Origin of the sequence: Comamonas koreensis (assembly GCF_021026195.1) — a bacterium.
In the GTDB taxonomy this organism is placed as follows: domain Bacteria; phylum Pseudomonadota; class Gammaproteobacteria; order Burkholderiales; family Burkholderiaceae_C; genus Comamonas; species Comamonas koreensis.
Genome location: NZ_JAJNCT010000004.1, coordinates 95,328 through 118,110, shown reverse-complemented (window position 1 = coordinate 118,110; position 22,783 = coordinate 95,328). Strand labels below are relative to the sequence as shown.

The 22,783-nt window shown below is 63.9% G+C and carries 19 protein-coding genes; 9 read left to right on the top strand and 10 right to left on the bottom strand.

Going from position 1 to position 22,783, the window contains the following annotated elements:
* The 5 genes from LPW39_RS02185 to dbpA all read right to left on the bottom strand — a co-directional run.
* Positions 1 to 1,425: DUF7933 domain-containing protein (locus LPW39_RS02185; protein WP_230770959.1), on the bottom strand; the 1,425-nt coding region annotated here is incomplete at its 3' end.
* Positions 1,426 to 1,820: 395 nt separating this feature from the next.
* Positions 1,821 to 2,402, bottom strand: a complete 582-nt coding sequence (locus LPW39_RS02180) for a sugar O-acetyltransferase (protein WP_230770957.1) — start codon at positions 2,400 to 2,402, stop codon at positions 1,821 to 1,823.
* 85 nt (positions 2,403 to 2,487) lie between these two features.
* On the bottom strand, positions 2,488 to 2,952 hold the full coding sequence (gene dtd, locus LPW39_RS02175; protein WP_230770955.1) for a D-aminoacyl-tRNA deacylase: 465 nt from the start codon (positions 2,950 to 2,952) through the stop codon (positions 2,488 to 2,490).
* A gap of 72 nt (positions 2,953 to 3,024) precedes the next feature.
* Positions 3,025 to 3,978, bottom strand: coding sequence for a cation diffusion facilitator family transporter (locus LPW39_RS02170; protein ID WP_230770953.1), 954 nt, complete (start codon positions 3,976 to 3,978; stop codon positions 3,025 to 3,027).
* Positions 3,979 to 3,999: 21 nt separating this feature from the next.
* Positions 4,000 to 5,409, bottom strand: a complete 1,410-nt coding sequence (dbpA, locus tag LPW39_RS02165) for an ATP-dependent RNA helicase DbpA (protein ID WP_230770951.1) — start codon at positions 5,407 to 5,409, stop codon at positions 4,000 to 4,002.
* Positions 5,410 to 5,542: 133 nt separating this feature from the next.
* Here dbpA and LPW39_RS02160 point away from each other — a divergent pair, with 133 nt between their 5' ends.
* Positions 5,543 to 7,027: an AMP nucleosidase gene (locus LPW39_RS02160; RefSeq protein WP_230770949.1), complete on the top strand. Its 1,485-nt coding sequence runs from the start codon at positions 5,543 to 5,545 to the stop codon at positions 7,025 to 7,027.
* Between the two features lie 173 nt (positions 7,028 to 7,200).
* Positions 7,201 to 8,907, top strand: coding sequence for a tannase/feruloyl esterase family alpha/beta hydrolase (locus tag LPW39_RS02155; protein WP_230770948.1), 1,707 nt, complete (start codon positions 7,201 to 7,203; stop codon positions 8,905 to 8,907).
* A gap of 118 nt (positions 8,908 to 9,025) precedes the next feature.
* Here LPW39_RS02155 and purT read toward each other — a convergent pair whose 3' ends face one another.
* Positions 9,026 to 10,255 (bottom strand): formate-dependent phosphoribosylglycinamide formyltransferase, encoded by a 1,230-nt coding sequence (gene purT, locus LPW39_RS02150; RefSeq protein WP_230770946.1) that lies wholly within the window; start codon positions 10,253 to 10,255, stop codon positions 9,026 to 9,028.
* A 155-nt stretch (positions 10,256 to 10,410) separates the two neighbouring features.
* On the opposite strand from purT, the gene LPW39_RS02145 reads away from it, so the two are divergent.
* From LPW39_RS02145 to LPW39_RS02120, 6 genes are all read left to right on the top strand, one after another.
* On the top strand, positions 10,411 to 11,307 hold the full coding sequence (locus tag LPW39_RS02145) for a 3-hydroxybutyryl-CoA dehydrogenase (RefSeq protein ID WP_269075735.1): 897 nt from the start codon (positions 10,411 to 10,413) through the stop codon (positions 11,305 to 11,307).
* Between the two features lie 36 nt (positions 11,308 to 11,343).
* On the top strand, positions 11,344 to 11,718 hold the full coding sequence (locus LPW39_RS02140; protein ID WP_230770942.1) for a hypothetical protein: 375 nt from the start codon (positions 11,344 to 11,346) through the stop codon (positions 11,716 to 11,718).
* A 33-nt stretch (positions 11,719 to 11,751) separates the two neighbouring features.
* Positions 11,752 to 12,555 carry an HpcH/HpaI aldolase family protein gene (locus LPW39_RS02135; RefSeq protein ID WP_230770940.1) on the top strand — a complete coding sequence of 268 codons (804 nt, stop codon included), beginning with the start codon at positions 11,752 to 11,754 and terminating at the stop codon, positions 12,553 to 12,555.
* Positions 12,556 to 12,714: 159 nt separating this feature from the next.
* A complete protein-coding gene (locus tag LPW39_RS02130) occupies positions 12,715 to 13,185 on the top strand; it encodes a MarR family winged helix-turn-helix transcriptional regulator (RefSeq protein ID WP_230770938.1) in 471 nt (156 codons plus the stop codon).
* 41 nt (positions 13,186 to 13,226) lie between these two features.
* Complete coding sequence (locus LPW39_RS02125) at positions 13,227 to 13,646, top strand: organic hydroperoxide resistance protein (RefSeq protein WP_230770936.1); 420 nt, start codon at positions 13,227 to 13,229, stop codon at positions 13,644 to 13,646.
* 118 nt (positions 13,647 to 13,764) lie between these two features.
* The gene (locus LPW39_RS02120; protein ID WP_230770934.1) at positions 13,765 to 14,817 is read left to right on the top strand and encodes a serine/threonine protein kinase; all 1,053 of its coding nucleotides are present in this window, start codon (positions 13,765 to 13,767) and stop codon (positions 14,815 to 14,817) included.
* Positions 14,818 to 14,824: 7 nt separating this feature from the next.
* Here LPW39_RS02120 and LPW39_RS02115 read toward each other — a convergent pair whose 3' ends face one another.
* Positions 14,825 to 15,331 carry a hypothetical protein gene (locus LPW39_RS02115; RefSeq protein WP_407928774.1) on the bottom strand — a complete coding sequence of 169 codons (507 nt, stop codon included), beginning with the start codon at positions 15,329 to 15,331 and terminating at the stop codon, positions 14,825 to 14,827.
* Positions 15,332 to 15,557: 226 nt separating this feature from the next.
* Here LPW39_RS02115 and LPW39_RS02110 point away from each other — a divergent pair, with 226 nt between their 5' ends.
* Complete coding sequence (locus tag LPW39_RS02110) at positions 15,558 to 16,769, top strand: MFS transporter (protein WP_230770931.1); 1,212 nt, start codon at positions 15,558 to 15,560, stop codon at positions 16,767 to 16,769.
* Between the two features lies 1 nt (position 16,770).
* Here the strand turns inward: LPW39_RS02110 and LPW39_RS02105 are convergent, their stop codons facing one another.
* From LPW39_RS02105 to LPW39_RS02095, 3 genes are all read right to left on the bottom strand, one after another.
* Positions 16,771 to 17,499, bottom strand: a complete 729-nt coding sequence (locus LPW39_RS02105; RefSeq protein ID WP_230770929.1) for an exosortase H-associated membrane protein — start codon at positions 17,497 to 17,499, stop codon at positions 16,771 to 16,773.
* A 96-nt stretch (positions 17,500 to 17,595) separates the two neighbouring features.
* Positions 17,596 to 18,147, bottom strand: coding sequence for an exosortase H (gene xrtH, locus LPW39_RS02100; RefSeq protein WP_230770927.1), 552 nt, complete (start codon positions 18,145 to 18,147; stop codon positions 17,596 to 17,598).
* 167 nt (positions 18,148 to 18,314) lie between these two features.
* Positions 18,315 to 22,568, bottom strand: a complete 4,254-nt coding sequence (locus tag LPW39_RS02095) for a DUF11 domain-containing protein (protein WP_230770925.1) — start codon at positions 22,566 to 22,568, stop codon at positions 18,315 to 18,317.
* Positions 22,569 to 22,783: the final 215 nt, after the last annotated feature.

Here is a 22,783-nt window from a genome sequence, read left to right as displayed (position 1 = left end):
CGAGACCGGGAAGCTGGTGCCGGTCAGATCGACGGGCGTGATATTGGCAGGCCAGACCACCTGCTTGGAAATCGCGAGTTGCGCAGCATGGCAGGCGAGCGATGCTGTAGCTGGCGTATTGACCTGGCCAGTGGGCGAGACAAAGTCGGTGCCCGGCGTGATGGTATTAGTCACTGACGGGGTATCGATGCAAGCCTGGCGGCCGGCAACGCTGTTGGGCCAGACAACCGGCACGGTGATGGTGCAGCCGCCCGACGGAATCGTGAAGGCGCTGTTGCTGACGACGTTAGAGCCGGGTGACGCACTGAGGCTGTTGGCGGTGCAGGTGCTGCCCACGGTGCCGGTGCCCACCATCAGCGGTGCGGGCAGGTTGTCGGTCAGGTTGACGTTGGTGATGGGGTTCGGAGTGCCGTTGGACAAGGAGATGGTCAGGACGGCGCTGTTGTCGCTGCCACCCAGATAGAGATCGGTCTTGTCAAAGCTCTTGCTGACCTTGGGCAGGCCACAGGCGCCGTTTTCAGATGTGGCGGCATTGACGAATGCAGGACCTACCTTGCCACGGTTGTTTGTCCAAGAAAGAGCGCCTGGAGGATCATAGAAGGGCGTGATATCAACTACTGCAAAGACACAAGCTCCATCGCCGGCGTTAGATTGGATAGTCGGTATCAGGAGCCCATAGACACTGTTAGTTGGCGTGGTACCGGCAGAAGGAAAGCCGGCAGGTAAAGTGCCTGCTTTCAAGTAAAGTGCATTGCTTGCTGGCACAGCATTGATGTAGGTGATAGCGCCACCGTAAAAAGGATTCAAACCAGCAAAAGAAGCTGAATATGGCGAATTAGTGTTCAGTGGAAACTGCGAATCATTACCACCTGAACTTCCGAGTACAAATGTAGAACCAGTGCCTGCGTTCAGGATATTGACCATCTGTTGAGCGTTATTACCATTCGAACCTTCACAGCATCCATCCACAAAAAAGACTATTGAGTTCGCCCAGCGGTTTGCTACCGCGCTTTGGAGAACGGTCCAGTTGGTGGGATGTACAGGGAGATAGGTGCTTGCTACAACAACAATGTCGAAGGGGCCAGGGGCGGAAGTGAATGTGGTTTGCGAGATAGCATTGGGGGTACTGAGGACCGTCATCCGAGTGAGATTTGCGGCACCAACGACACCGGCGAACTCAGTCTCAAGGTTGTCGTTGGCCTGCATAGCGTCAGTAGCCACTTCATTCGTAGTCAGCAGCAGCACTTTTTGCGCCAAGGCCTGCTGTGCGCCTGCGCATAGCAGAAAAGCCGCCATCAGCAGCCTGAAAAACACCAAGAGATTTCTCATTTCATTCCCCATTGAATCTGGTAAGCCACGAGACGGATGCGCAGGTATCTTGTTAGGAACGATGTCCAACATCCGCTTAATCGTATCAAAATGCATCAAGACTCACAACCAGGGACGGCCCCATTCACATCCCCAAGGCTTTGCATCTCTAAGAAGCATGGCGTTGCTGAATGGAATGTTATTAATTGTTATGAGCTATTTTATTTTGACTATGCAAATGTAATTGCTATTGGCTTATAGATCGTATCTTTTGCGCCAAGCAGCCCATGGGCGCTGCAAATAATTGTCATTTCAGGGGGGTGCTGGCGCGTTTGGCCCAACGCCTGCAGTGGACTCAAGGCTCCGTAAGCTGCGCAGGGGAGGTGGCCGGGGTGGTTTGGGGATACACAGGCCACAGGGGCGGCCAGGCCTGGTGTGCCAAAGCGTCCCTTTTGAACCGATTTCCGCTACAAAATGGCCGCTCCCCTGCCCCGGGGTGCAGCCTTGGCACGTCAGGCGTATGCGAGTCGGTCCTGGTCCGTAATAGCACGCAGCACACGCGCCGGGTTGCCCGCGCTCACCACGCCTTCGGGCACATCCTTGGTGACGATGGCGCCGGCCGCAATCACGCTGCCCGCGCCGATGCTGACGCCGGGCAGTACCTGCACGCCGGCACCCATCCAGACGTTGTCGCCAATGGTGATGGGCAGGGCAAACTCCAGGCCCTGGTTGCGCCGTCCAGCATCGAGCGGATGGCCGGAGGTGTAGAGGCCGACGTTGGGCGCGATGAAGACGTTGTTGCCGATGCGGACCTTGGCGGCATCGAGGATGACCAGGTTCACATTGGTGTAGAAGTTGTCGCCGATCTCGATGTTGAAGCCGTAGTCACAGAGAAACGGGCCATCGAACACGGGGTTGCGGCCCAGCTTGCCCAGCAGGCCGCGCAAGACCGCTTCACGCTCGGCACGCCGGTGCGCGCCAATCTGCTGGAAGGCAAACAGCTTTTCCTTGGCGGCATCGCGCAGTTGCAGCACGCTGGGGTCATGGTTGGCGTCGTACAGCAGGCCGGCAGCGGCTTTTTCCATCTCGGTCATCAGTGTCTTTCGTCCTCTTGGTGGCAAAGGGACTGAGTCTAGCTGCCTCTTGGCTGGCGCCAGATGACCTGGCTGAGGATGGGCTTCAACCGCCCGCCGCCACAGCGGCCGGCGCAATGCGCAGCGGGATCGTCACCGGGCCGTCGTTCATCAGGTAGACCTTCATGTCCGCACCAAAGCGGCCCGTCGCCACTTCGGGATGCAGCGCGCGGGCCTGCGCCACCACATAGTCGTACAGGCGCTCGCCATCGGCCGGGGGCGCGGCCTGGGTAAAGCTGGGGCGGTTGCCGCCGCTGGTGTCTGCCGCCAACGTGAACTGGCTCACGATCAGCAGGCCACCGGCCACATCGACGACGCTCTTGTTCATCTTGCCGGCTTCGTCCTGGAAGATACGCAGCTTGAGCATCTTGGCCAGCCACTTGTCGGCTTCAGCCTGGCTATCGCCGCGCTCGGCGCAGACCAGGGCCAGCAGGCCATGGCCGATCTGGCCGATCACCTGGCCATCCACTTCGACACGCGCTTCGCGCACCCGTTGCAATACGCTGATCATGGGAGATTCTTGCTTCCGGAAAGGCGGCAGGCGCAAACGCTGCAGCCGGGTTCAGGGTTCAGGGTTCAGGGTTCAGGGGCTGGGTGCATCGCCGTTGCGCTGCACGGCCTCGGTCTGGGTTTGCACGCCCAGAGGCAGCACTTCCATGCTGATGCGTGCCTGCGGCAACTCCTGCAGCAGCGCGGCTTCGAGCTGCATGCGCAGCTGGGTGGCGTGGGCCAGGCTCCAGTCGCCGGGCATGTGCAGGTGCATGTCGATAAAGTGCAGCGCGCCGGCGCGGCGGGTGCTGAGCTTGTCGCAGTGCACGGCGCCGCCGGTTTGCGCCTCGAAGGCGCGCACGCAGCGCTCGATCTTGGCAAGGGTGTCTGCATCGATGGATTCGTCCATCAACCCCTGCGACGAGCGCCAGACCAGCTGGCCGCCCTCTTTGAAGATATGCAAGGCCACCGCAATGCCCAGCACCGCATCCAGCCACTGCCAGCCGGTCAGCATCGCCAGCAGCAAGCCGCCGACCACGCCGACCGAGGTCCAGACATCGGTCATCAGGTGGCGGCCATCGCCTTCGAGCGCCATGGACTGGTGTTCGCGTGCGGCGCGCAGCATGACCCAGGCCAGCCCACCGTTGAGCGCCGTGCTGAGCATCGACAGCGCAATGCCCCAGCCCAGCTGCTCCAGAGGCTGGGGGTGGAGCAGGCGGTCCACCGAAGCCCAGACGATGGCCATGGCCGCGCCAAAGATCAACAGGCCCTCAAAGCCGGCCGAAAAGTACTCCGCCTTGGTGTGGCCATAGGGGTGGCCCTCGTCAGCCGGGCGTTTGGCGATGGTGACCATGCCCAGCGCAAACAGGGCGCCCACCAGGTTGACCAGCGATTCCAGCGCATCGGACAACAAGCCCACCGAGCCGCTGACGGCCCAGGCGCTGGTCTTGAGGGCAATGGTGGCAATGGCCACCACCACCGAGATGCGCAGCAGGTTCTCGGGCGTGGTCCAGCGGCTGTGGGCTGCAGCGGATAAGGCGGGTTTCATGGCGGCGAGGTGTGGCCTGGTTTACAGCAGGCGGGCCTTGACGGTCTTGCCCTTGACCCGGCCGCTGTTGAGGCGGTCCACCGCCTGGTGGGCGATGTCGCGGCTGACGGCCACATAGGTCGAGAAGTCGTTCACATTGATCTTGCCGATCTGCTCCTTGGCGTAGCCAAAGTCGCGTGTCATGGCGCCCAGCACATCACCGGCACGGATCTTTTCCTTGCGCCCGCCGATGATCTGGATGGTGCGCATCGCCGGCACCATGGGCTGGCTGGATGCGGGGGTCAGCTCGCTCAGCGGATGCCATTGCGACTCGCGCCCCTGCAGCACCTCGATCTTGCCGACCGAGCCCATCTCGTCCATGCTGGCCAGGCTCAGCGCCAGGCCTTCGGCATCACCCCGGCCGGTGCGGCCGATGCGGTGGATATGCACTTCCGGATCGGGCGTGGTGTCCACATTGATGACGGCGGCCAGGTTGGCGATGTCCAGCCCGCGCGCGGCCACATCGGTGGCCACCAGCACGCTGCAGCTGCGGTTGGCAAACTGCACCAGCACTTCGTCACGCTCGCGCTGCTCCAGCTCGCCAAACAGCGCCAAAGCGCTCACGCCCTGGGCCTGCAGCACCTCGACCAGGTCGCGGCATTGCTGCTTGGTATTGCAAAAAGCGATGGACGACTCGGGCCGGAAATGCGCCAGCAGCTGCGATACGGCATGCAGGCGCTCGGATTCCTTGACCTCGTACCAGCGCTGCTCAATCTTGTGCGCGCTGTGCTGCGAGGCGACCTTGACGGTCTGCGGGTCGCGCATGAAGCGCTCGGCCAGCTGGGCAATGCCCTCGGGGTAGGTGGCCGAGAACAGCAGGGTCTGGCGCTCGGCCGGGCACTGGCTCGCAACGGTGACGATATCGCCATAAAAGCCCATGTCGAGCATGCGATCGGCCTCATCCAGCACCAGCGTATTGAGGGCGGCCAGGTCGATCACGTTGCGCTCCATCAGGTCCATCACCCGGCCCGGGGTGCCGACGATGATGTGGGCGCCGTTCTCCAGGCTGGCAATCTGGTTGCGCGAAGGCACACCGCCGTAGACGGTGACGACCTTGATGTTCTCTTCGGCGCGCGCCAGGCGGCGGATTTCGGTGGCGACCTGGTCGGCCAGCTCACGGGTGGGGCAGAGCACCAGCGACTGCACGGCAAACCAGCGCGGGTTCAGGCGGGCGAGCAGGGCCAGGCCAAAGGCGGCCGTCTTGCCGCTGCCGGTGCTGGCCTGGGCGATGACATCCTTGCCTTGCAGCGCAAAGGGCAGGCTGGCCGCCTGGATGGCCGTCATCTGCGTATAACCCAGTTGCTGCAGATTGGCCTGCATGGTCTGGCCCAGCGGCAGTTGGCTAAAGGAGGCGGCGTCCGCTGCGTTGGCGGGGGTGTTTGTTGCGTTCATGCCGCGATTATCCCGCGCCCGGGCCAGGGGCCGCCAACCACCCGGCGGGAAGCCCTGAAATCCGCCCTCGTCCACAGCGCTGCAGGCAGGCGATTTGTCATGCCGCCGCCCCAAAGCAGAGGCACAATGGTGCATGACCTATACCAAACCTGCCTTTACCGCACCGACCAGCCACCGCACGGCTCAATCCGCGCTGGCGCAGGTGCAGGCCATCTACGCCGAACAGATCGGATTCCTGCGCCAGGCCATGCAACGCTTTGTGGCGGGCGAGACCCCATCTGCCCCCTACCGCGCCTGCTACCCCTTTGTGCGCCTGCACACGCGCACCGTGGCGCGGGCCGACAGCAAGCTCGCTTATGGCTTTGTCGAGGGCCCCGGCCACTACGAAACCACGCTGACCCGCCCCGATCTGTTTGCCAACTACTATGCCGAGCAGTTCCGGCTGCTGATCGAGAACCACAATGTGGAGCTGGAAGTGGGCACCAGCAGCCAGCCGATTCCGATCCATTTCTCGTTTGCCGACAACGACCACATCGAAGGCCAGCTGAGCGCCGAGCGCCGCATGCTGATGCGCGATGTGTTTGACCTGCCCGATCTGCATGCGATGGACGACGGCATCGCCAACGGCACCTGGGAGCCCAAGCCGGGCGAGGCGCAGCCACTGTCGCTGTTCACTGCGCCGCGCATGGATTACTCGCTCCAGCGCCTGCGCCACTACACCGGCACCCTGCCCGAGTGGTTCCAGAACTTTGTGCTGTTCACCAACTACCAGTTCTATATTGACGAGTTCATCCGCCTGGGCCGCGCCGAAATGGCCAACCCCGACAGCGAATACATCGCCTTTATCGAGCCGGGCAATGTGGTCACCCGCCGCCAGGGCCTGGCGCCCGAGGCCGTGGATGCGCTGGGCAGCCCGCCACCGCGCCTGCCGCAGATGCCCGCCTACCATCTGGTGCGCGCCGACCAGTCGGGCACCACCATGGTCAACATTGGCGTGGGCCCGGCCAATGCCAAGACCATCACCGACCACATTGCCGTGCTGCGCCCCCATGCCTGGATGATGCTGGGCCACTGCGCCGGCCTGCGCAACAGCCAGCAGTTGGGCGACTATGTGCTGGCCCACGCCTACGTGCGCGAGGACCATGTGCTGGACGAAGAGCTGCCGCTGTGGGTGCCCATCCCTGCGCTGGCCGAGATCCAGGTCGCGCTGCAGCAGGCGGTGGCCGATGTCACCCAGGTGCCCGAGGACGACCTCAAGCGCTTCATGCGCACGGGCACCGTGGCCAGCACCGACAACCGCAACTGGGAGCTGCTGCCCGACAACACGCCCCAGCGCCGCTTCAGCCAGAGCCGGGCCGTGGCGCTGGACATGGAGAGCGCCACCATTGCCGCCAATGGCTTCCGCTTCCGCGTGCCCTACGGCACCCTGCTGTGCGTGAGCGACAAGCCGCTGCACGGCGAGATCAAGCTGCCCGGCATGGCCAACCACTTCTACCGCGAGCGGGTGGACCAGCATTTGCGCATCGGCATGCGGGCGGTCAACATCCTGCGCGAAGGCGGTGTGGACCGCTTGCACAGCCGCAAGCTGCGCAGCTTTGCCGAGGTGGCCTTCCAGTAAAAGCCGCATCGGCAGCGCCCCTACTCCAATGCCAGCACCAGCGTGCTGGCTTTTTTACTTATGGGGAACTACCTAACTGCAAACCCTGTGGATAACTGTGCGCCTCACTTCCACAATGGTCGGCGGGCCGTAAAGAAGCCTTTGCGCCCGCACCATAACAACCAGGAGACACAGTGACCATAACCATCCTCCCACCCCTGCGGCGCCTTATCCCTCTGACGGCGGTCGCCAGCGCGGTCCTTGCGCTGTCCGCCTGCGGCAGCGGCGGTTCGCACAGCTTCAATTTTGACGAGGCCAGCCTGGCGCTGGCCAAGCAGCAGGTGGCGGCCAGCCAGATCGGCCTGCCCACCAGCGGCGCCACGGTGACCTCGACCGAAAAGCCAAGCGCCGCCACCGGCGCGCAGCCCCCCGCTTCGGTACGGGCCAATATCTCGATTGCGCCGGTCGACCCTGGTGCCCCGGCCATCAAGATGGGCCTGCTGCTGCCCAAGGACTGGAACGGCAAGGTGGTGATGGTGGGCGGTGGCGGCTACAACGGCGTGATGCCCAGCCTCTACACCTACCCGGCCGCCCCCGCCAGCCAGGGCGCCTACCCGCTGCTCAACCAGGGCTATGCGGTGTTTGGCAGCGACTCCGGCCACCAGGCCGGGGCAGCCGGCAGCCGCGATGGCAGCTTTGGCACGAATGACGAAGCGGTCGCCAACTTCTCCGGCGCTGCGCTGAAGAAAGTCAGCGACGTGGCCGATGTGTTGGTGACCCGCTTCTACGGCAGAAAGCCGGACAAGCGCTACTTCATCGGCGGCTCCACCGGCGGGCGCGAGGCACTGGCCGTGGCCCAGAAATGGCCGTCCGACTGGGATGGCGTGGTGGCCTGGTACCCCGCCTGGAACGCCGCCAGCCTGGATCTGCAGTTTGGCCGCATCAGCCGCGCCTTTGCCCAGCCGGGCGCCTACCCCAGCCTGGGCCAGCGCAAGCTGCTGCGCCAGGCCGCGCTGGAGAAATGCGATGCGCTCGACGGCGTGCAGGACGGCGTGGTCAGCAATGTGGCCGCCTGCAACAACCAGTTTGACCCGGCTACCGCCACCTTAGGCGGCCAGCCGCTGCGCTGCACCGCTGGCGCCAGCCAGGAAGGTTGCCTGTCCGATGCGATGATCAGCGCGCTCAAGACCTACAACAGCGAAATCCGCTTCAGCGCACCACTGGGCAGTGGCGAGACGCAGTACCCGGGCTTCAACGTCTGGGGCTCGGAGCTGGGTGAGGAAGGCAGCAGCCCGCTGCAGCCCACGGTCAACCTGCTGGCGATGAACACCACCGCCCCGGCCAGCCCCGCGCCGCTCACCGCGCCCTACTGGGCGGTGTTCTGGGACCAGTGGGTGCGCTACTTTGTGACCCGCGATGCCAACTTTGATGCGCTGTCGCTGGACCCGCAAAACCCCGGCGCCTGGAGCGACCGCATCAACCAGCTCACCAAGCTGCAAGACATCAACAGCACCGACCTCTCCGCCTTCAACAAGCGCGGCGGCAAGCTGCTGATGGCCCATGGCACGGCCGATGTGCTCGTCAGCACCCGCGCCACCGCGCAGTACTGGCAGCGCCTGGAGCAGACCATGGGCGCCCCTGCGGTCAAGAGCTTTGCCCGTTACTACGAAGTGCCCGGCTACGGCCATGCGGCCAGCACCGCCTTCAATGCCAACTGGGATTCGCTCAAGGCGCTGGACCAGTGGGTGACTGCTGGCACCGCCCCTGGCGCCCAGGTGGTCAGCGACACCTCGGGTGTGCCGGGCCGCACCCGGCCGCTGTGCGAGTACCCGACCTGGCCGCGCTACAAGGGCAGTGGTGATGTGAACCTGGCCGACAGCTACAGCTGCCAGTCCAACTAAAAAACACCGCACCAAGCACGCCCCAAACAAAAGCATCTGGACGCCCTTCTCAAGGGCAGCCAGATGCTTTTTTATCGGATAAATCTAACGCGCTGCTGAGCAGTCGCTCAGCAACCGTTTACTCCGCCACGCGGGGCTTGACCAGCGCCGCCGCCTTTTTGGCGTTGTCGCGTGCTGCATCGGTATCGGCCGCGCGGGCCAGTGCCACGCCCATGCGGCGGCGGCTAAAGCTCTCGGGCTTGCCAAACAGGCGCACTTCAGTGCCGGGGATCTGCAGAGCGGCATCGACACCATCAAACACAATGCCCTGGGCATCCACACCACCGTAGATCACGGCGCTGGCGCCGGCGGTCTTGAGGCTGGTGTCTACCGGCAGGCCCAGAATGGCGCGGGCATGCAGCTCGAACTCGTTTTGCCACTGGGTGATCATGGTCACCATGCCGGTGTCATGCGGGCGGGGGCTCACTTCGCTGAACCAGACCTGGTCGCCCTTGACGAACAGCTCCACGCCAAACAGGCCCAGGCCGGCGGGCTCGCCGTTCAGTCCGGTGCCCAGGTCGCTGGTGATGGCGCGGGCAATGTCCTGCGCCAGGGTCAGCGCGCCGGGCGCCATGCGGGCCGGCTGCCAGCTTTCCACATAGTCGCCCTGCACCTGCACATGGCCGATGGGCTCGCAGAAATGGGTTTCGATCTGGCCGGCGGCATTCTTGGCGCGCACGGTCAGCAGGGTGATTTCGTAGTCAAAGTCGATAAAGCCTTCAACGATGATGCGGCCGCCCTGCACCCGGCCGCCTTCCATCGCATAGTTCCAGGCCTTTTCCACATCGGCCGGGCCGTCGATCTTGCTCTGGCCCTTGCCCGAACTGCTCATCACCGGCTTGACCACGCAGGGGTAGCCAATGCCGCCATCGATGGCCGCCTGCAGCTCTGCCAGGCTGTCGCAGAACTGGTAGGGGCTGGTGGGCAGGCCCAGGGTCTCGGCCGCCAGGCGGCGGATGCCTTCGCGGTCCATCGTCAAACGGGTGGCGCGGGCGGTGGGCACCACGCGCACGGTGCCTGCGGCCTCCAGCGCCTGCAGCGCGGGCGTGGCAATGGCTTCGATCTCGGGCACCACCATGTCGGGCTTTTCTGCCTCGATCAGCGCCGTCAGCTGGGCCGGGTCGCTCATCGTGATGGTGCGGGCATGGTGCGCCACCTGCTGGCCGGGCGCATTGTCATAGCGGTCCACCGCCACCGTCTCCACGCCCAGGCGCTGCAGGGCAATCAGCACTTCCTTGCCCAGCTCGCCGCTGCCCAGCAGCATGACTTTGGTTGCGTTCTTGGTGAGCGGGGTGCCGAAGGTGGTCATATCAGGTCGTGTCTACAAAGGGGCTGCGGCGCAGCGATGGGGGGCATTTTAGAACCCTCGCCTATCCCCGCGCTCTGTCGCCCAGTTTGTGCGGCGGTGCAGCACCTGCCGCTATGATCTTGGCACCGGGCTTGCCGATAGGCACTGCAGGGCGGATGCAGGCCAGCCCCTCTCCCAGCAACAGGACCCAAGGAAGACAGATGACGATCCAGACCGTAGGCGTAATTGGTGCAGGCACCATGGGCAACGGCATTGCGCAGACCTGCGCGGTGGCCGGGCTGAATGTGGTGATGGTGGACATTTCGGAGGCGGCCGTGCAAAAGGGCTTGGCGACGGTGGGCAGCAGCCTGGACCGCCTGATCAAGAAGGAAAAGATCAGCGAAGCCGACAAGACCGCCGCACTGGGCCGCATCCACGGCAGCACCCGCTATGAAGACCTGCAGAAGGCCCAGCTGGTGATCGAGGCGGCCACCGAGAACTACGAGCTCAAGCTCAAGATCCTGCAGCAGGTCGATGCGCTGCTGGACCCTTCGGTGCTGCTGGCATCGAACACCTCGTCGATCTCGATCACCCAGCTGGCTGCTGCCACCAAGCGCGCCGACAAGTTCATCGGCATGCACTTCTTCAACCCGGTGCCGATGATGGCGCTGGTCGAAGTGATCCGTGGCCTGCAGACCAGCGACGCCACGCATGACGCCGTCAAGGCACTGGCCGAGAGCCTGGGCAAATCGCCGATCAGCGTAAAGAACTCGCCCGGCTTTGTCGTCAACCGCATTCTGGTGCCGATGATCAACGAGGCCTTCTATGTGCTAGCCGAAGGCATTGCCTCTGCCCAGGACATCGATGACGGCATGAAGCTGGGCTGCAGCCACCCGATTGGCCCGCTGGCGCTGGCCGACATGATTGGTCTGGATGTCTGCCTGGCCGTGATGGAGGTCTACCTGAAAGACTTTGGCGACAGCAAATACCGCCCCTGCCCGCTGCTCAAGGAAATGGTCGCCGCCGGCCAGCTGGGCCGCAAGACCGGCAAGGGCGTCTACAGCTACGCCTGAGCGCGGGCGCCTGCGCTGCCCAGCGACCCCTGCCCCATGCCCGCGCCACGCAGCACCCCGATCTGGAAAAAGGCCCTGCCTGTGGCCGCGCTGGTGCTGGCCCTGGTGGCCTGCCTGGCCGGCTTTCGCATCTGGAAGCAGCAGCTGGAAGACGCGCCGGTCGATGCGCTCTACCGCGACTACCTGGCCTATGTGGCCGCCCGGGTACCCGCCGCCGATCTGCACCTGAGGCGCTACTACCAGCGCTATGGGCGCGACACGGTGGCCGCCAGGCATTTCAAGCCCATCTGCCGCAGCGTGACGGCCATGGCGGACCAGCAGGCGTTGGACCTGGGCGCCAGCGAATGGCACACCCTGGCCGGCAGCTGCCGCACGCGAATGGGCAACGACGAGATGCACCTCCTGCCCTGAGCAAACCCCTCACCACACACAACAGAGACAAGCATGCCAACCCCCAACCTCTTCAAAAAAGCCATGGCCGCCGGCCAGGCGCAGATCGGCCTGTGGTCGGCCTTTCCCTCGCCCTACATCACCGAGCTGCTGGCCGGCAGCGGCTACGACTGGATCATGCTCGACACCGAGCATTCGCCCAACGATGTACCCCAGGTGCTGCAGCAGCTGCAGGCGGTAGAAGCTGCGCTGCAGCCCCGCCCCACCAGCACCGTGGTGCGCCCGGCCTGGAACGACCCGGTACTCATCAAGCGCTACCTGGACATTGGCGCCCAAACGCTGCTGATCCCCTTTGTGCAGAACGCCGACGAAGCCCGCGCCGCCGTGCAGGCCATGCGCTATGCGCCCAAGGGCATTCGCGGCATGGGCGGCTCGATGCGCGCCAGCAACTTTGGCCGCGACATGCAGTATGTGGACGATGCCGACAAGGAGCTGTGCCTGCTGGTGCAGGTGGAAACTGCGCAGGCGCTGGACCAGATCGAGACCATCGCCGCCGTCGATGGGGTGGACGGCATCTTCATCGGTCCTGCCGACCTGTCGGCCAGCATGGGCTACCCCGGCCAGCCGCGCCACCCGGTGGTCAATGCCGCGATCGATGACGCCATCACCCGCATCCGCGCGGCCGGCAAGGCCCCCGGCATCCTGATGGTGGACGAAGCCCGCGCCCGCGAATGCCTGGCACTGGGCGCGCAGTTTGTCGCCGTCTCGATGGACCTGATCCTGCTGCGCACCGCTGCCGATGCGGTGGCTGCCAAGTTCAAGGACAGCAGCGGCCAGGTGGTGCAGACCGCATATTGAATGGACGGGGCGCAACCCAGCCGCCATCTGCGGCGCGGGCTGCCTGCCTTTAAGACGAAGCCAGGGCCCATGCACCGGCCCTGCGCAAACACCCTGTTGCCTGCAGGTGTTTTCTCAATTAAGTTGTGCACAATTTAATTGAGCACGATAATTCAACCCATGCCCAACGCCAACCCTGCCACTGCCCACAACGCGCTGCTGCTCGACCAGCAGCTGTGTTTTGCGCTGTACTCCAGCTCGCTGGCGATGACCAAGCTGTACAAGCCCTTGCTCGAACCATTGGGTTTGACCTACCCGCAGTACCTGGTGCTCTTGGTACTGTGGGAGGGCGATGGCTGCATGGTCTCCGAGCTGGGCGAGCGTCTGTACCTGGATTCGGGTACCTTGACGCCACTGCTCAAGCGCATGCAGACAGCAGGTTGGCTGCAGCGCCAGCGTGACAGCGACGATGAGCGCCGCGTGCGTGTGCACCTGACAGAAGCCGGCCGGCAACTGCGCGAGCAAGCAGCCGCCGTTCCCGCCTGTGTGCTGGAGCGCAGCCAATGCAGCTTACAGGAGTTGCAGGCCTTGACCCAACAGATCCAACAGCTGCGCAGCCGATTGGCCGCGCCGCTGCCCGCCGCTTCTTGAAGAAGCAGTTTTTTTGTCCCACCGTTGACCAGGAGTTCACCATGGCTACTCTCGAAAAAGTTCTGTACACCGCCCAAGCACACACCACCGGCGGCCGCGACGGCGCATCGCGCACCAATGATGGCCGCCTGGACGTGCAACTGTCCTCGCCCGGCACCAGCGGCCAGGGCACCAACCCCGAGCAGCTGTTTGCCGCAGGCTACTCTGCCTGCTTCATCGGCGCGATCAAGGCGGTCGCCGGCAAGCAAAAGCTTGCACTGCCCGATGGCCTGTCGATCGACGCCGAAGTGGACCTGGGTCCCATCCCGAACGCCTACGGCATTGCGGCCCGCCTGACGGTCAACCTGCCCGGCATGGACAAGGCCGCCGCTGAAAAGCTGGTGCATGACGCCGACCTGGTCTGCCCTTACTCCAACGCCACCCGCGGCAATATCGACAAGACCCTGACCGTGGTGGTGTAAGCCACGCTGCGCAACGATTGACCCTCTCCAGTACAGCCGGTGCATGCCTTGCATGCCCGGCTTTTTTTGCGCCCCTTTGGTCAAAACGGGCGACACAAGATAGGCGCACAATGGCAGGATGCACGACAACGACGACTACCCGCCCAGCAGCCCGCAGCAGGAACATGCCTATGCCGCACTCACGCCCGATCTGGTGCTCGATGCACTGGCATCGGTAGGCCTGTGGGGTGATGGCCGCCTCAATCCGCTGTCCTCGTATGAGAACCGCGTCTACCAGGTCTGGCTGGAAGACGGCAGCAAGGTGGTCTGCAAGTTCTACCGCCCGGGGCGCTGGAGCGATGCGGCCATTGCCGAAGAACACCATTTCTCCCAGCAACTGGCCGATGCCGAAGTGCCCGTGGTGGCACCTTTGCAGCTGGGCGGCCACAGCCTGCTGCAGCATGGCGGTTTTCGTTTCTCGGTATCGCCGTGGCGAGGCGGACGCCAGCCCGATCTGGACGATTGGGAAGTGCTCGAATGGGTCGGCCGCTTTCTGGCCCGCATCCACACCGTGGGCGAAGCCCAGCCCTTTGCGCACCGCCCCAGCATCAACGCCCAGGACTTTGCCCGCGAACCCCATGACTGGCTGATGGCGCACGGCGCCATCCCGCCCGGCCAGCGCAGCGCCTGGAGCGATGCCTGCCGCCGCGCCACCGACAAGATCTGCGAGATCATCGACCCGGGCAGCGCGACCGGCCACTTTGCCGCAGGCAGCTTTCGCAGCCTGCGCCTGCATGGCGACTGCCACCCGGGCAATGTGCTGTGGGTGCCGCCTGAGAACCAGGGCGGCGGCCCGCATTTTGTCGATCTGGATGACACGCGCAGCGGCCCCGCTGTGCAGGACCTGTGGATGCTGCTGTCAGGCGACCGCCGTCAGCAAAGCGCGCAGCTGTCGACCCTGGTGGAAGGCTATGAGCAGTTCCGCCCGTTTGACCGGCGCGAGCTGGTGCTGATCGAGCCGCTGCGCACCCTGCGCCTGATCCACTACAGCGCCTGGCTGGCACGGCGTTTTGACGACCCGATCTTCCCGATCCATTTCCCCTGGTTTGGCAGCGAGGCCTACTGGCAGGAGCAGACGCAGCTGCTGCAGGCCCAGCGCATCGCGATGGACGAGCCGCCGCTGTACGTTTAAGAATCGGTTAACAGCGGTTGTTCAAGCGGCAATCCGGCACCAGCTGGCCGTCAGCGCCGCGCCACTGCAGGTTGGCGTCATGCTCGCCCGTGGGTGGGTTGACCACCCCTGGTACGACCACGCCGGGCTGTGCGGACGGTGTATAGTCCGGCGCCGTTGCGGGGGCCGATGCAGGCGCCACGGGCGCAGCGGGGTCATACAACACCGTGCCGGTGCCCACACCCACGCCCACATTCGCACCACCGACGGAGGTGCCTACGCCGACACCCGCATTGCCGGTCACCTGGCCGCGCTGGTTGACCCCCACACCCACACCGACGGGGCCGACGCCTGTGCCCACCCCGGCGCTGACACCGCCACTGCCTACACCGACGCCCACCGAGAAGGGGCCCACCGGCACGCCAACGCCCACATAGGGTGAGCAGGCAGTCAGCGCAGCGAAGGACGCAGCGGCAATGGCGACGGCGGCCGCCGCACGGCGATGGCGGGGGAGGAAAAAGGGCATGGCAGGCATTCGGGTCATGGCTATTTTTAACAGCGATGGCCACACCAACCTTGACTACAAGGATATTCACAGGGCCACGGCAGGCCGATGTCCGACGCCAGGCCATGGGCTCCTGAGCGGGCCTGCGCCATGGCCAGCGCCTCTCCCTACAATCCAGCCCACCACTCCTCCCTGACCAGCCGCCATCCGCCGCTGGCCTGCTGCTGCCACCGCAGCCCCGCTCCAAGTTCTGATCATGAAATACCAATGGCCGCCCTATTTCTGGGTGTGCTTCTCGATGTGCGTCGGCGTCATGGGCACGGCGCTGGCCAGCCCGCTCTACCCGCTGTACCAGGCGCAGTGGCAGCTGCCGCCCAGCGCCATCACCCAGGTGTTTGTGCTGTACATGGCCGCAGCGCTCACCAGCCTGATGCTGCTGGGCGCGATCACGACGCGCTATGGCTTTTTCAAGGTGCTGCGGGCGGGGGTGATACTGATGAGCGGCGGCGTGCTGCTGTCGGCGCTGGCCTGGAACATGCAGGTGTTTGGCCTGAGCCGCATCATCATTGGCCTGGCCTCGGGGATGATCACGACCTCGGCCTCGCTGGGGCTGACCCAGCTCAACACCAGCGGTGACACGCAGCGGGCCGCTGCCACCACCAGCCTGACGATTGCCTTTGGTTTTGGCCTGGGGCCCATCGTCGGTGGCCTGGTGGCGCAATGGGCGCCCTTTCCGCTGCGCAGCGCCTATCTGCCGTCGCTGCTGCTGAGCGCCTTGGCGATTTATTCGCTGTTCCAGGTGCAGCTGCCGGCCCATTTGCAGCCCGCGCCAGCCAGCAGCAGTTTTGGCCTGTGCCAGCTGATGCCGCGCCTGACCTTCCCCGAACGTACAGCGCTGCGCCGCTACGGCCTGGCCGCCATGGGCGCCTTCTGTGCCTTTGGCATGTTCAGCCTGTTTGCATCGCTCGCACCCAGCTTCATGCAAAGCATGCTGCCCTGGCATGGCCCGGCGATCAGCGGGCCATCGATCGGCCTGATCCTGCTGCTGTCGGCCGCCACGCAGTATGCCGCCAAGGGCTTTGTCACCCGCAAGGTGCTGATCACCGGCTATGCAGCGCTGGCGCTGTGCAATCTGCTGCTGATCGTCAATGTGTTTGCCAGCTCGGCGGCGGTGTTTCTGCTCTGCGTGCTGACTGCGGCACTCGGCCATGGCCTGTGCAACCTGGGCGGCATCTCGGTGGTCAACAAGGTGGCACGGGCCGACAACCGGGCCGGCCTGCTGGCCACCTATCTGGTCATCGGCTATGTGGGCACGATCCTGCCCATCCTGGGGATTGGCTGGCTGTCGGACCAGGTGGGCCTGTCACGCGCGCTGCTGGCATTCTGCGCCGTTTTTGCACTGCTGGCCACGGCGTTGGCGCTGGCCACCTGGCGCACGCAAGTGCCGGCCCCCGGCAATAAGAGCTAGCTTATTTGCGCGGTGGCAGGGTGATGCTGATCTCGTGCGAGATCTCGGGCCCGCTCTCAGCCGGGCGGATCACCTGCTCGGGTGGAGGTGGCGGCGGTGGCCGCACCACGGTGGGGCGCGGCACCAGCTTGGGCTGGATGTTCTTCTTCCAGGCCTCGACCAGCACTTCGTTGACAAACTGGCGGTCCAGCCACAACCACAGCAAAAACGGCACCAGGGTCGGCAGCACCAGGCTGCCCAACTGGTAGCCATAGGCCAGCAAATCCAGCTGGGTCTGCGAAATCTTGAGCAGGCGCAGATCGATGTTGGTGGCCAGCACCATCTGCATCAGCAGACTGGTGCAGATGCTGAATGCCTGGAACGGCAGCAGGATCACATAACCGAGAACAGCGCGCCAGATGCGGCCTTTGCGCCAGGCAGCCAGCAGCAGCGCCAAAAAGATCGGAAAGCCGTAGGCATAGCGGCCTGGGTCGCCATCGACCGAAATCTCTGCCCAGCGGCCACCGGTATTGGCATTGGCCACGCCGACCGAGGTATCCACCTCGATCTTGCCGGGCGCAATGTGCACCTGCTTGACCCAGCCTGCTGCCAGGTCCTGCAGGCTTTCCTTGGAGATCACCGCCACCGGGTAACTCATCCACGGCGACAGCTGCACCCACAAGGTGGTCAGCACGATGATGCCTGCAAAGGCCAGCAGCGCAAATCGTTGTATCGGGTTCAGGCGCTTCATCCCACTTCCTCTGTATCCGCCCTTCTGGGGGCTGTGTGCTTTTTCGTGTGCCTATGGAAAAAAGCCAGCAGTGCGCACACTGCTGGCTGGTTCAGATCAGGCGGCGGCCAGTGCCGGGCCCGCCCCTGAGCCCGAAGGCGGCGGGGCGTCCGTGCCATCCTCGGCGCGCTTGGCACGCTGGCCGGCACGCACCCAGACCAGCCAGACCACCAGCACGTCCAGCATGATCAGCGCCTGCCACAGGTATTCGTGGGCAAAATTGAAGGCCGACATGTTCCACTGGCCCAGGTAAAACAGGCTGATCACGCGCACGATATTGACTGCCTGCACCGCAATAAAGCCCAGCACCAGGCCGATCATCTTGTGGCGCCAGCTCGACGGGAAGGCCATGATGGCCGCAAACAACACAATGCAGGCCTCAATGCCATTGCAGCCAGCCTCGATGGACACGCCAAAGTTGGTCGCATGGTTCCACAGCACCTTGCCTTCTGCCACGGCCGACTTGTCGAACCAGGTCACCAAAAAGGCGCAGATCTGCGCCAGCATCGCGGTCCAGGGCTCGACCAGGTGCTTTTGCACCCAGCTCAGCATATTGAGACCGAACAATGTGAGCTGAAGCCCTAGAAATACAAAAAAGAAGCGAACCATGGTGAGTGCCTGCTGTCGTCGAAGTGGACGTAGGAGCAAATATAGCCGTTAAAGTTCTGACCGGGGGAAATGCCTCTGTCAACAACTGGTGTACGTGCGGCGAATCCCCCACGCAAAAAAGCCGCGCAAGGGAATGCGCGGCTATATATATAGAGCTATTGATAATCTCAATAGTTTTTACGGCGTCCCAGTCGCAGGGCCGCCAGGCCCGCCATTACCAAGGCCAATAGCAGGACGGAAGCCGGGGCCAGGGTGGGCACCGCGACAGGCACGTGCTCAGGCTGGGGTTCGGGGTCGGGCTCAGGATCCGGAACCGGTGTCGGCTCGCCCGGGCGGTCTTCGCCGCCGCTGTCCTTACCGGGAACCGTGGTGGTGGCCGAGCTGTGGTTGTTGCCGGGGTCGCTATCGCCGGGCAGTTCCACCACAGCGGTATTGACCAGGCTGGCCGGGCCTTGCAGCGCGGCATCCACGGTGGTCTCCACCGTCAATGCGACGGACGCGCCCACGGCCAGCGGCTCCAGCGCGCAGCTGAGCGTGCGGCTGCCTTCGTCAAAGCGGCAGGCCGGTGACGCTTGCACAAAGACCAAGCCCTGGGGCAAGACATCGGTCACGCTGGCTTCGCGGCTAGCGGCCGGACCGTTGTTAACAACCGTCAAGCTGTAGGTCAGCGCGTCGCCTGGGGCGGCCTGGGCCTTGTCCACCGTTTTGGTCAGCGCCAGGTCCACCAGAGCCAGCGGCGTCTCGTTGCGGCTGTCGTTGTTGGTCTCGTCGGTATCGCCTGGGCTGGTCAGCGTGGCGGTATTGACGATGCTGGTCTGCCCATCTGCGCGCGACAGCAGCTTGGCGCTGAAACGGAAATCCCGCGTTTCACCGGCATTGAGCGACGTGATTTCGCAACGCAAGGCGCGCGTGGCCGGGTCATAGCCGCAGCCGGCGGGGGCTGCGCCTTCCAGCGCCAGGCCTTCTGGCAGCACATCGATGACCACCGCCTGGCCGTTCACCAGGTCATTGCGCGGATTGGCGGCCGGGTCTTCCTCGTTCTTCACCGTCAGGATGTAGCTGATCAGATCGCCCACATCCACGGCACCCGTCGTCGCGCTGGTCTTGGTCAGCGACAGATCCACATAGCGCAGCTTGTCCAGCTCATCAGGAGAGAGCTGTGCCGGGTCGTAGGTGGAGGTGCGGTCAGCCGTCTGGTTGTTCTTGCTGACATCGATGCCGTCCAGCACTTCCACATCTGCCTTCACGGTTGCGCTGTGGTTGATGGTGCCCACGGCGCGGCCATCACGCAGGGCGTCTGGCGCCATCGTGAACTTGATCGCCACCGACTCGTTGGGAGCCAGCCAGGGGAAATCGCAAACCAGCCTGCCTTCAATAGCGCCAGGGGCAGGCGCCGTGCAGTTCTTCACACCGATGCGGGCATCGGCCTTCGCCAATGCGACGCTGTCGAGCGACACAAAGCGGAAGTCTGCCGTCGATCCCGCCGCCGGGAACACATCCACCATCTGCACGCCGGTGGCATAGGACTGCGATGCACCGCTGTTGGTGACCGTGATCGTGTACTGGGTGTTGCCGGTGTCCAGCGGGATGCCGTCGTTGGTGTGGCGCATGTTCACCAGCACATCGACCTGGGGCTGGTCCAGTGGCACCGTTTCGCGGGCGCTGTTGTTGGTCTTGTCGGTCTCAGGGGTCACCGATGCCACGACGACCGCACTGTTCAGCACGGCTGGGTAGTCCAGCGCAACGGAGCGCAGTTGGTAAGTGACCGTTTTTTGGGCGTTTTCACCCACGGGAGCGCTCCAGGTGCAGGTCAGGGTGCGGTTGGCTTCGGTAATTTGCAGACCCGCCTCAAAGGCAGCGCCGCCACCCAGTGTGCAGCTGCCGCCGCTGATGGCCGGTGCCGATCCCACCCACAGGGTGCCCAAGGGCAGCGTGTCGGTAATGCTTACCGCACTTGCCTGCGAAGGGCCGCTGTTCTTGGCCGTCAGCGTATAGGTGATCGCCTGGGCGGCTGCCGCTTTCTCGGGCGCTGCCTGCTGGGTGACGGTCAGGTCCGTCAGCGCCTCCAGCTTGACAGTGGCCTCGGCGCGGTTGTTGCTCGGGTTGAACTCGGCCGTGTCGGTGGAGCTCACGGCCGCCACGTTGACGATGCTGTTGGTCTGCGTGCCATCGTTTTGGGGATCGACATACTGCCGTGCCTTGATGGTGACCACATATTCCGCCGTCGGGTCGGCAGGCAGATTGCGGAAGTTGCAGCGCACCGTGGCAGATTTCTGGTTGTTGTTGCCCGAGATCGAGCAGGCATCGGACTCCGCACCGTTGCCCCCTGGCATCTGCACTTCGGCGGTCAGGTAGCGCTTGTTGGCATAGGCCTTCACACCCAGCACGCCAGCGCTGTAGTCAGTCAGCAGGTTGCCCACAGTGTCGGTCACGGTGACCGTCTTGGCCAATTGCAGGTCCTCGCCCTGCGCATTGGCAGGCACATCGTTTTTCACGCGCAGGGTGTAGACCACCTCGGCGCCCGAGACCGCCGCCCCCGTCACCGCAGGCGACTTGCTGATCGCCAGATCGGCCTTGTTCTCGGAGATATTGACCTTGTTGCTGTTGACGATCTGGTTGAAGGCTGCGCCTTCGCGTCCAGCCACGCCAGTCAGCGACGCGCTGTTGGCGATGGACGCAAACTTGCCGTTTGCCGAATCGATATGCGCCACCACATTGAGCAGCAGCTCCGATGTTTTCCCCGCAGCAATGCCAGAGCCAAGCGTGCAGGTCAGCAGCTTGCCCAGCTCGGTGGGCAAGCTGCTCTTGGGGCTGCAGGCCCAGGGAGAATTGGCAGGAACACCGATGAACTGCAGCTGCCCATCGAGTTGATCCGTCACCGTCACAGTCTGGTCTTTCAGTACATCCAGCGGGCCGTTGTTCTTGATCTTGATCGAATACTGGTACGGCTGGCCGGAGGCAATCACCGACGCAGAAGTGCTCTTGGTGATCACCAGATTGACCTTGTTGCTGACCAAAACACTGGCCTGCGCCTTGTTGTTGTCAGTGACGTTGGCAGCGGGCTCATTGCTGGCCGACACGGCGGCTTGGTTGTTGAGCACCGTTTCCGCTTCGACCGATGCCACATCGACCGTGGCCTTGACCAGAATCGGCGGCAGGCTCTGCGTAAACGTGCCGCTGAATTCGCAGCGGATGACCTGCGCGTTGTGGTTGCAGGTCCAGCCCGTACCGCTGGCAGACACAAAGCTGATGCCGGCAGGCAGGGTGTCGGTGACCACCACATCCTTGGGCACCAGCTCCCCGGCCACGCGCTTGGCAACCAGTGTGTAGGTCACCGGTACGGCCTGGTCCGCCTTCTTGTCCACCACCGTAGGGCTGACCTGTTTGGTCAAAGCCATGTCCAGGTTCAGATTGGGCTGGACCTGGATGCGTACATCATCGACGTTGTTGTCCGGGTCGGCATCCAGAAACAGCTGCCCGGTCGCCGTTTCACCGGAGACGGAGACAACACTGCTCACATCACCATCGCCCGTCTTGAGCAGCACCGGGATGGAGAGTGTTGGCAGGGTCTGGTTGCGGGCCACCGACTGCCCGGCCGCCACCGTGTAGCTGCAGCTCCACATCGGAACAGGCTGGCCTGCGCTGGTGTCTTCCCCCTGCTTACAGACCCAGCCGTTACCAATGGGGCCGCCTTGGAACTCGGTGCCCTCTGGCTGCGGGAAGCGCACCACCGCCTTCTCGCCTTCCTTCAGCACAAAGGCATAGGGCGAATTGGAGTTGCGCACCTGGACTTGGTAGTCCACCTTATCGCCCTGGGTAAAGCTGCCCCCAGCGGCGGGCGAGAGAATCTGCACCGCCAGATCGGCACGCTCGTATGCGGTGATCGTGCGCGCAATCTCGCTGTGGTTGGTCGCCTCTGGATCCTTGTTGTTCAGTCCCGTGGCCGATGCCTTGGCCGTCCATGCCGTGCCTGCGCTGGGCAGCTTGACGCGGAAGTCCACTTCGACAAAGTCGCTGGCGGTCACCTTGGCGATCAGGCAGCTGAGCGGCGCATTGGCTTTGATGGTTTCACCCACCTTGGGCAGTTGCCCGGTGCAGCGCACACCGGTGGGCGCCACGATCCCTTCAAAAATCGCACCGGCCGGCAGCAGCTGCTCCAGTGTCACATTCGCCACTTCACCCCTGCCGCCGTTGAGCTTGACCTTGGCCCGGTAGACGAAGTCGGCGCCAGCGGGCCCGTCGACCGAGCCGTTTTCAGTGACAACGCCGGTCTGCGCGACAAAGGCGTCGTGGTTAACAAAGATGTCATACGCGGTCGACTGCGCGCAGGCCAGCGCAGGCAAATAGCCGCATACCAGTGCCACGGCGACACGGCCGCGCATATGGGCGAGCAGCGCCGCAGGCCGATAAGGATTTAACACTTTCAACGTCCCGAAAAAACAAATGGCAAAGCTTCGCCCTCCCCAAGAAAACAGGGATTTCGTTTTGCACATTCAGTGATAAAAAGGACTACCGATGCAGCGAAAACGGTTTTCCCCGCCACCGTTCAGATGGCGTCATCGGTAGAAACTGGTTGAGAACCCATCTGTTGCATAACGCAACAAAGGGGCCCGAATTTAGCACTGCGATTCACCGT

Coding starts and splice junctions, on each gene's coding strand:
- LPW39_RS02180 (WP_230770957.1), bottom strand. CDS start 2,402: ATGACCGAGATGGAAAAAGCCGCTGCCGGCCTGCTGTACGACGCCAAC.
- dtd (WP_230770955.1), bottom strand. CDS start 2,952: ATGATCAGCGTATTGCAACGGGTGCGCGAAGCGCGTGTCGAAGTGGAT.
- LPW39_RS02170 (WP_230770953.1), bottom strand. CDS start 3,978: ATGAAACCCGCCTTATCCGCTGCAGCCCACAGCCGCTGGACCACGCCC.
- dbpA (WP_230770951.1), bottom strand. CDS start 5,409: ATGAACGCAACAAACACCCCCGCCAACGCAGCGGACGCCGCCTCCTTT.
- LPW39_RS02160 (WP_230770949.1), top strand. CDS start 5,543: ATGACCTATACCAAACCTGCCTTTACCGCACCGACCAGCCACCGCACG.
- purT (WP_230770946.1), bottom strand. CDS start 10,255: ATGACCACCTTCGGCACCCCGCTCACCAAGAACGCAACCAAAGTCATG.
- LPW39_RS02145 (WP_269075735.1), top strand. CDS start 10,411: ATGCAGGCCAGCCCCTCTCCCAGCAACAGGACCCAAGGAAGACAGATG.
- LPW39_RS02140 (WP_230770942.1), top strand. CDS start 11,344: ATGCCCGCGCCACGCAGCACCCCGATCTGGAAAAAGGCCCTGCCTGTG.
- LPW39_RS02135 (WP_230770940.1), top strand. CDS start 11,752: ATGCCAACCCCCAACCTCTTCAAAAAAGCCATGGCCGCCGGCCAGGCG.
- LPW39_RS02130 (WP_230770938.1), top strand. CDS start 12,715: ATGCCCAACGCCAACCCTGCCACTGCCCACAACGCGCTGCTGCTCGAC.
- LPW39_RS02125 (WP_230770936.1), top strand. CDS start 13,227: ATGGCTACTCTCGAAAAAGTTCTGTACACCGCCCAAGCACACACCACC.
- LPW39_RS02120 (WP_230770934.1), top strand. CDS start 13,765: ATGCACGACAACGACGACTACCCGCCCAGCAGCCCGCAGCAGGAACAT.
- LPW39_RS02115 (WP_407928774.1), bottom strand. CDS start 15,331: ATGCCTGCCATGCCCTTTTTCCTCCCCCGCCATCGCCGTGCGGCGGCC.
- LPW39_RS02110 (WP_230770931.1), top strand. CDS start 15,558: ATGAAATACCAATGGCCGCCCTATTTCTGGGTGTGCTTCTCGATGTGC.
- LPW39_RS02105 (WP_230770929.1), bottom strand. CDS start 17,499: ATGAAGCGCCTGAACCCGATACAACGATTTGCGCTGCTGGCCTTTGCA.
- xrtH (WP_230770927.1), bottom strand. CDS start 18,147: ATGGTTCGCTTCTTTTTTGTATTTCTAGGGCTTCAGCTCACATTGTTC.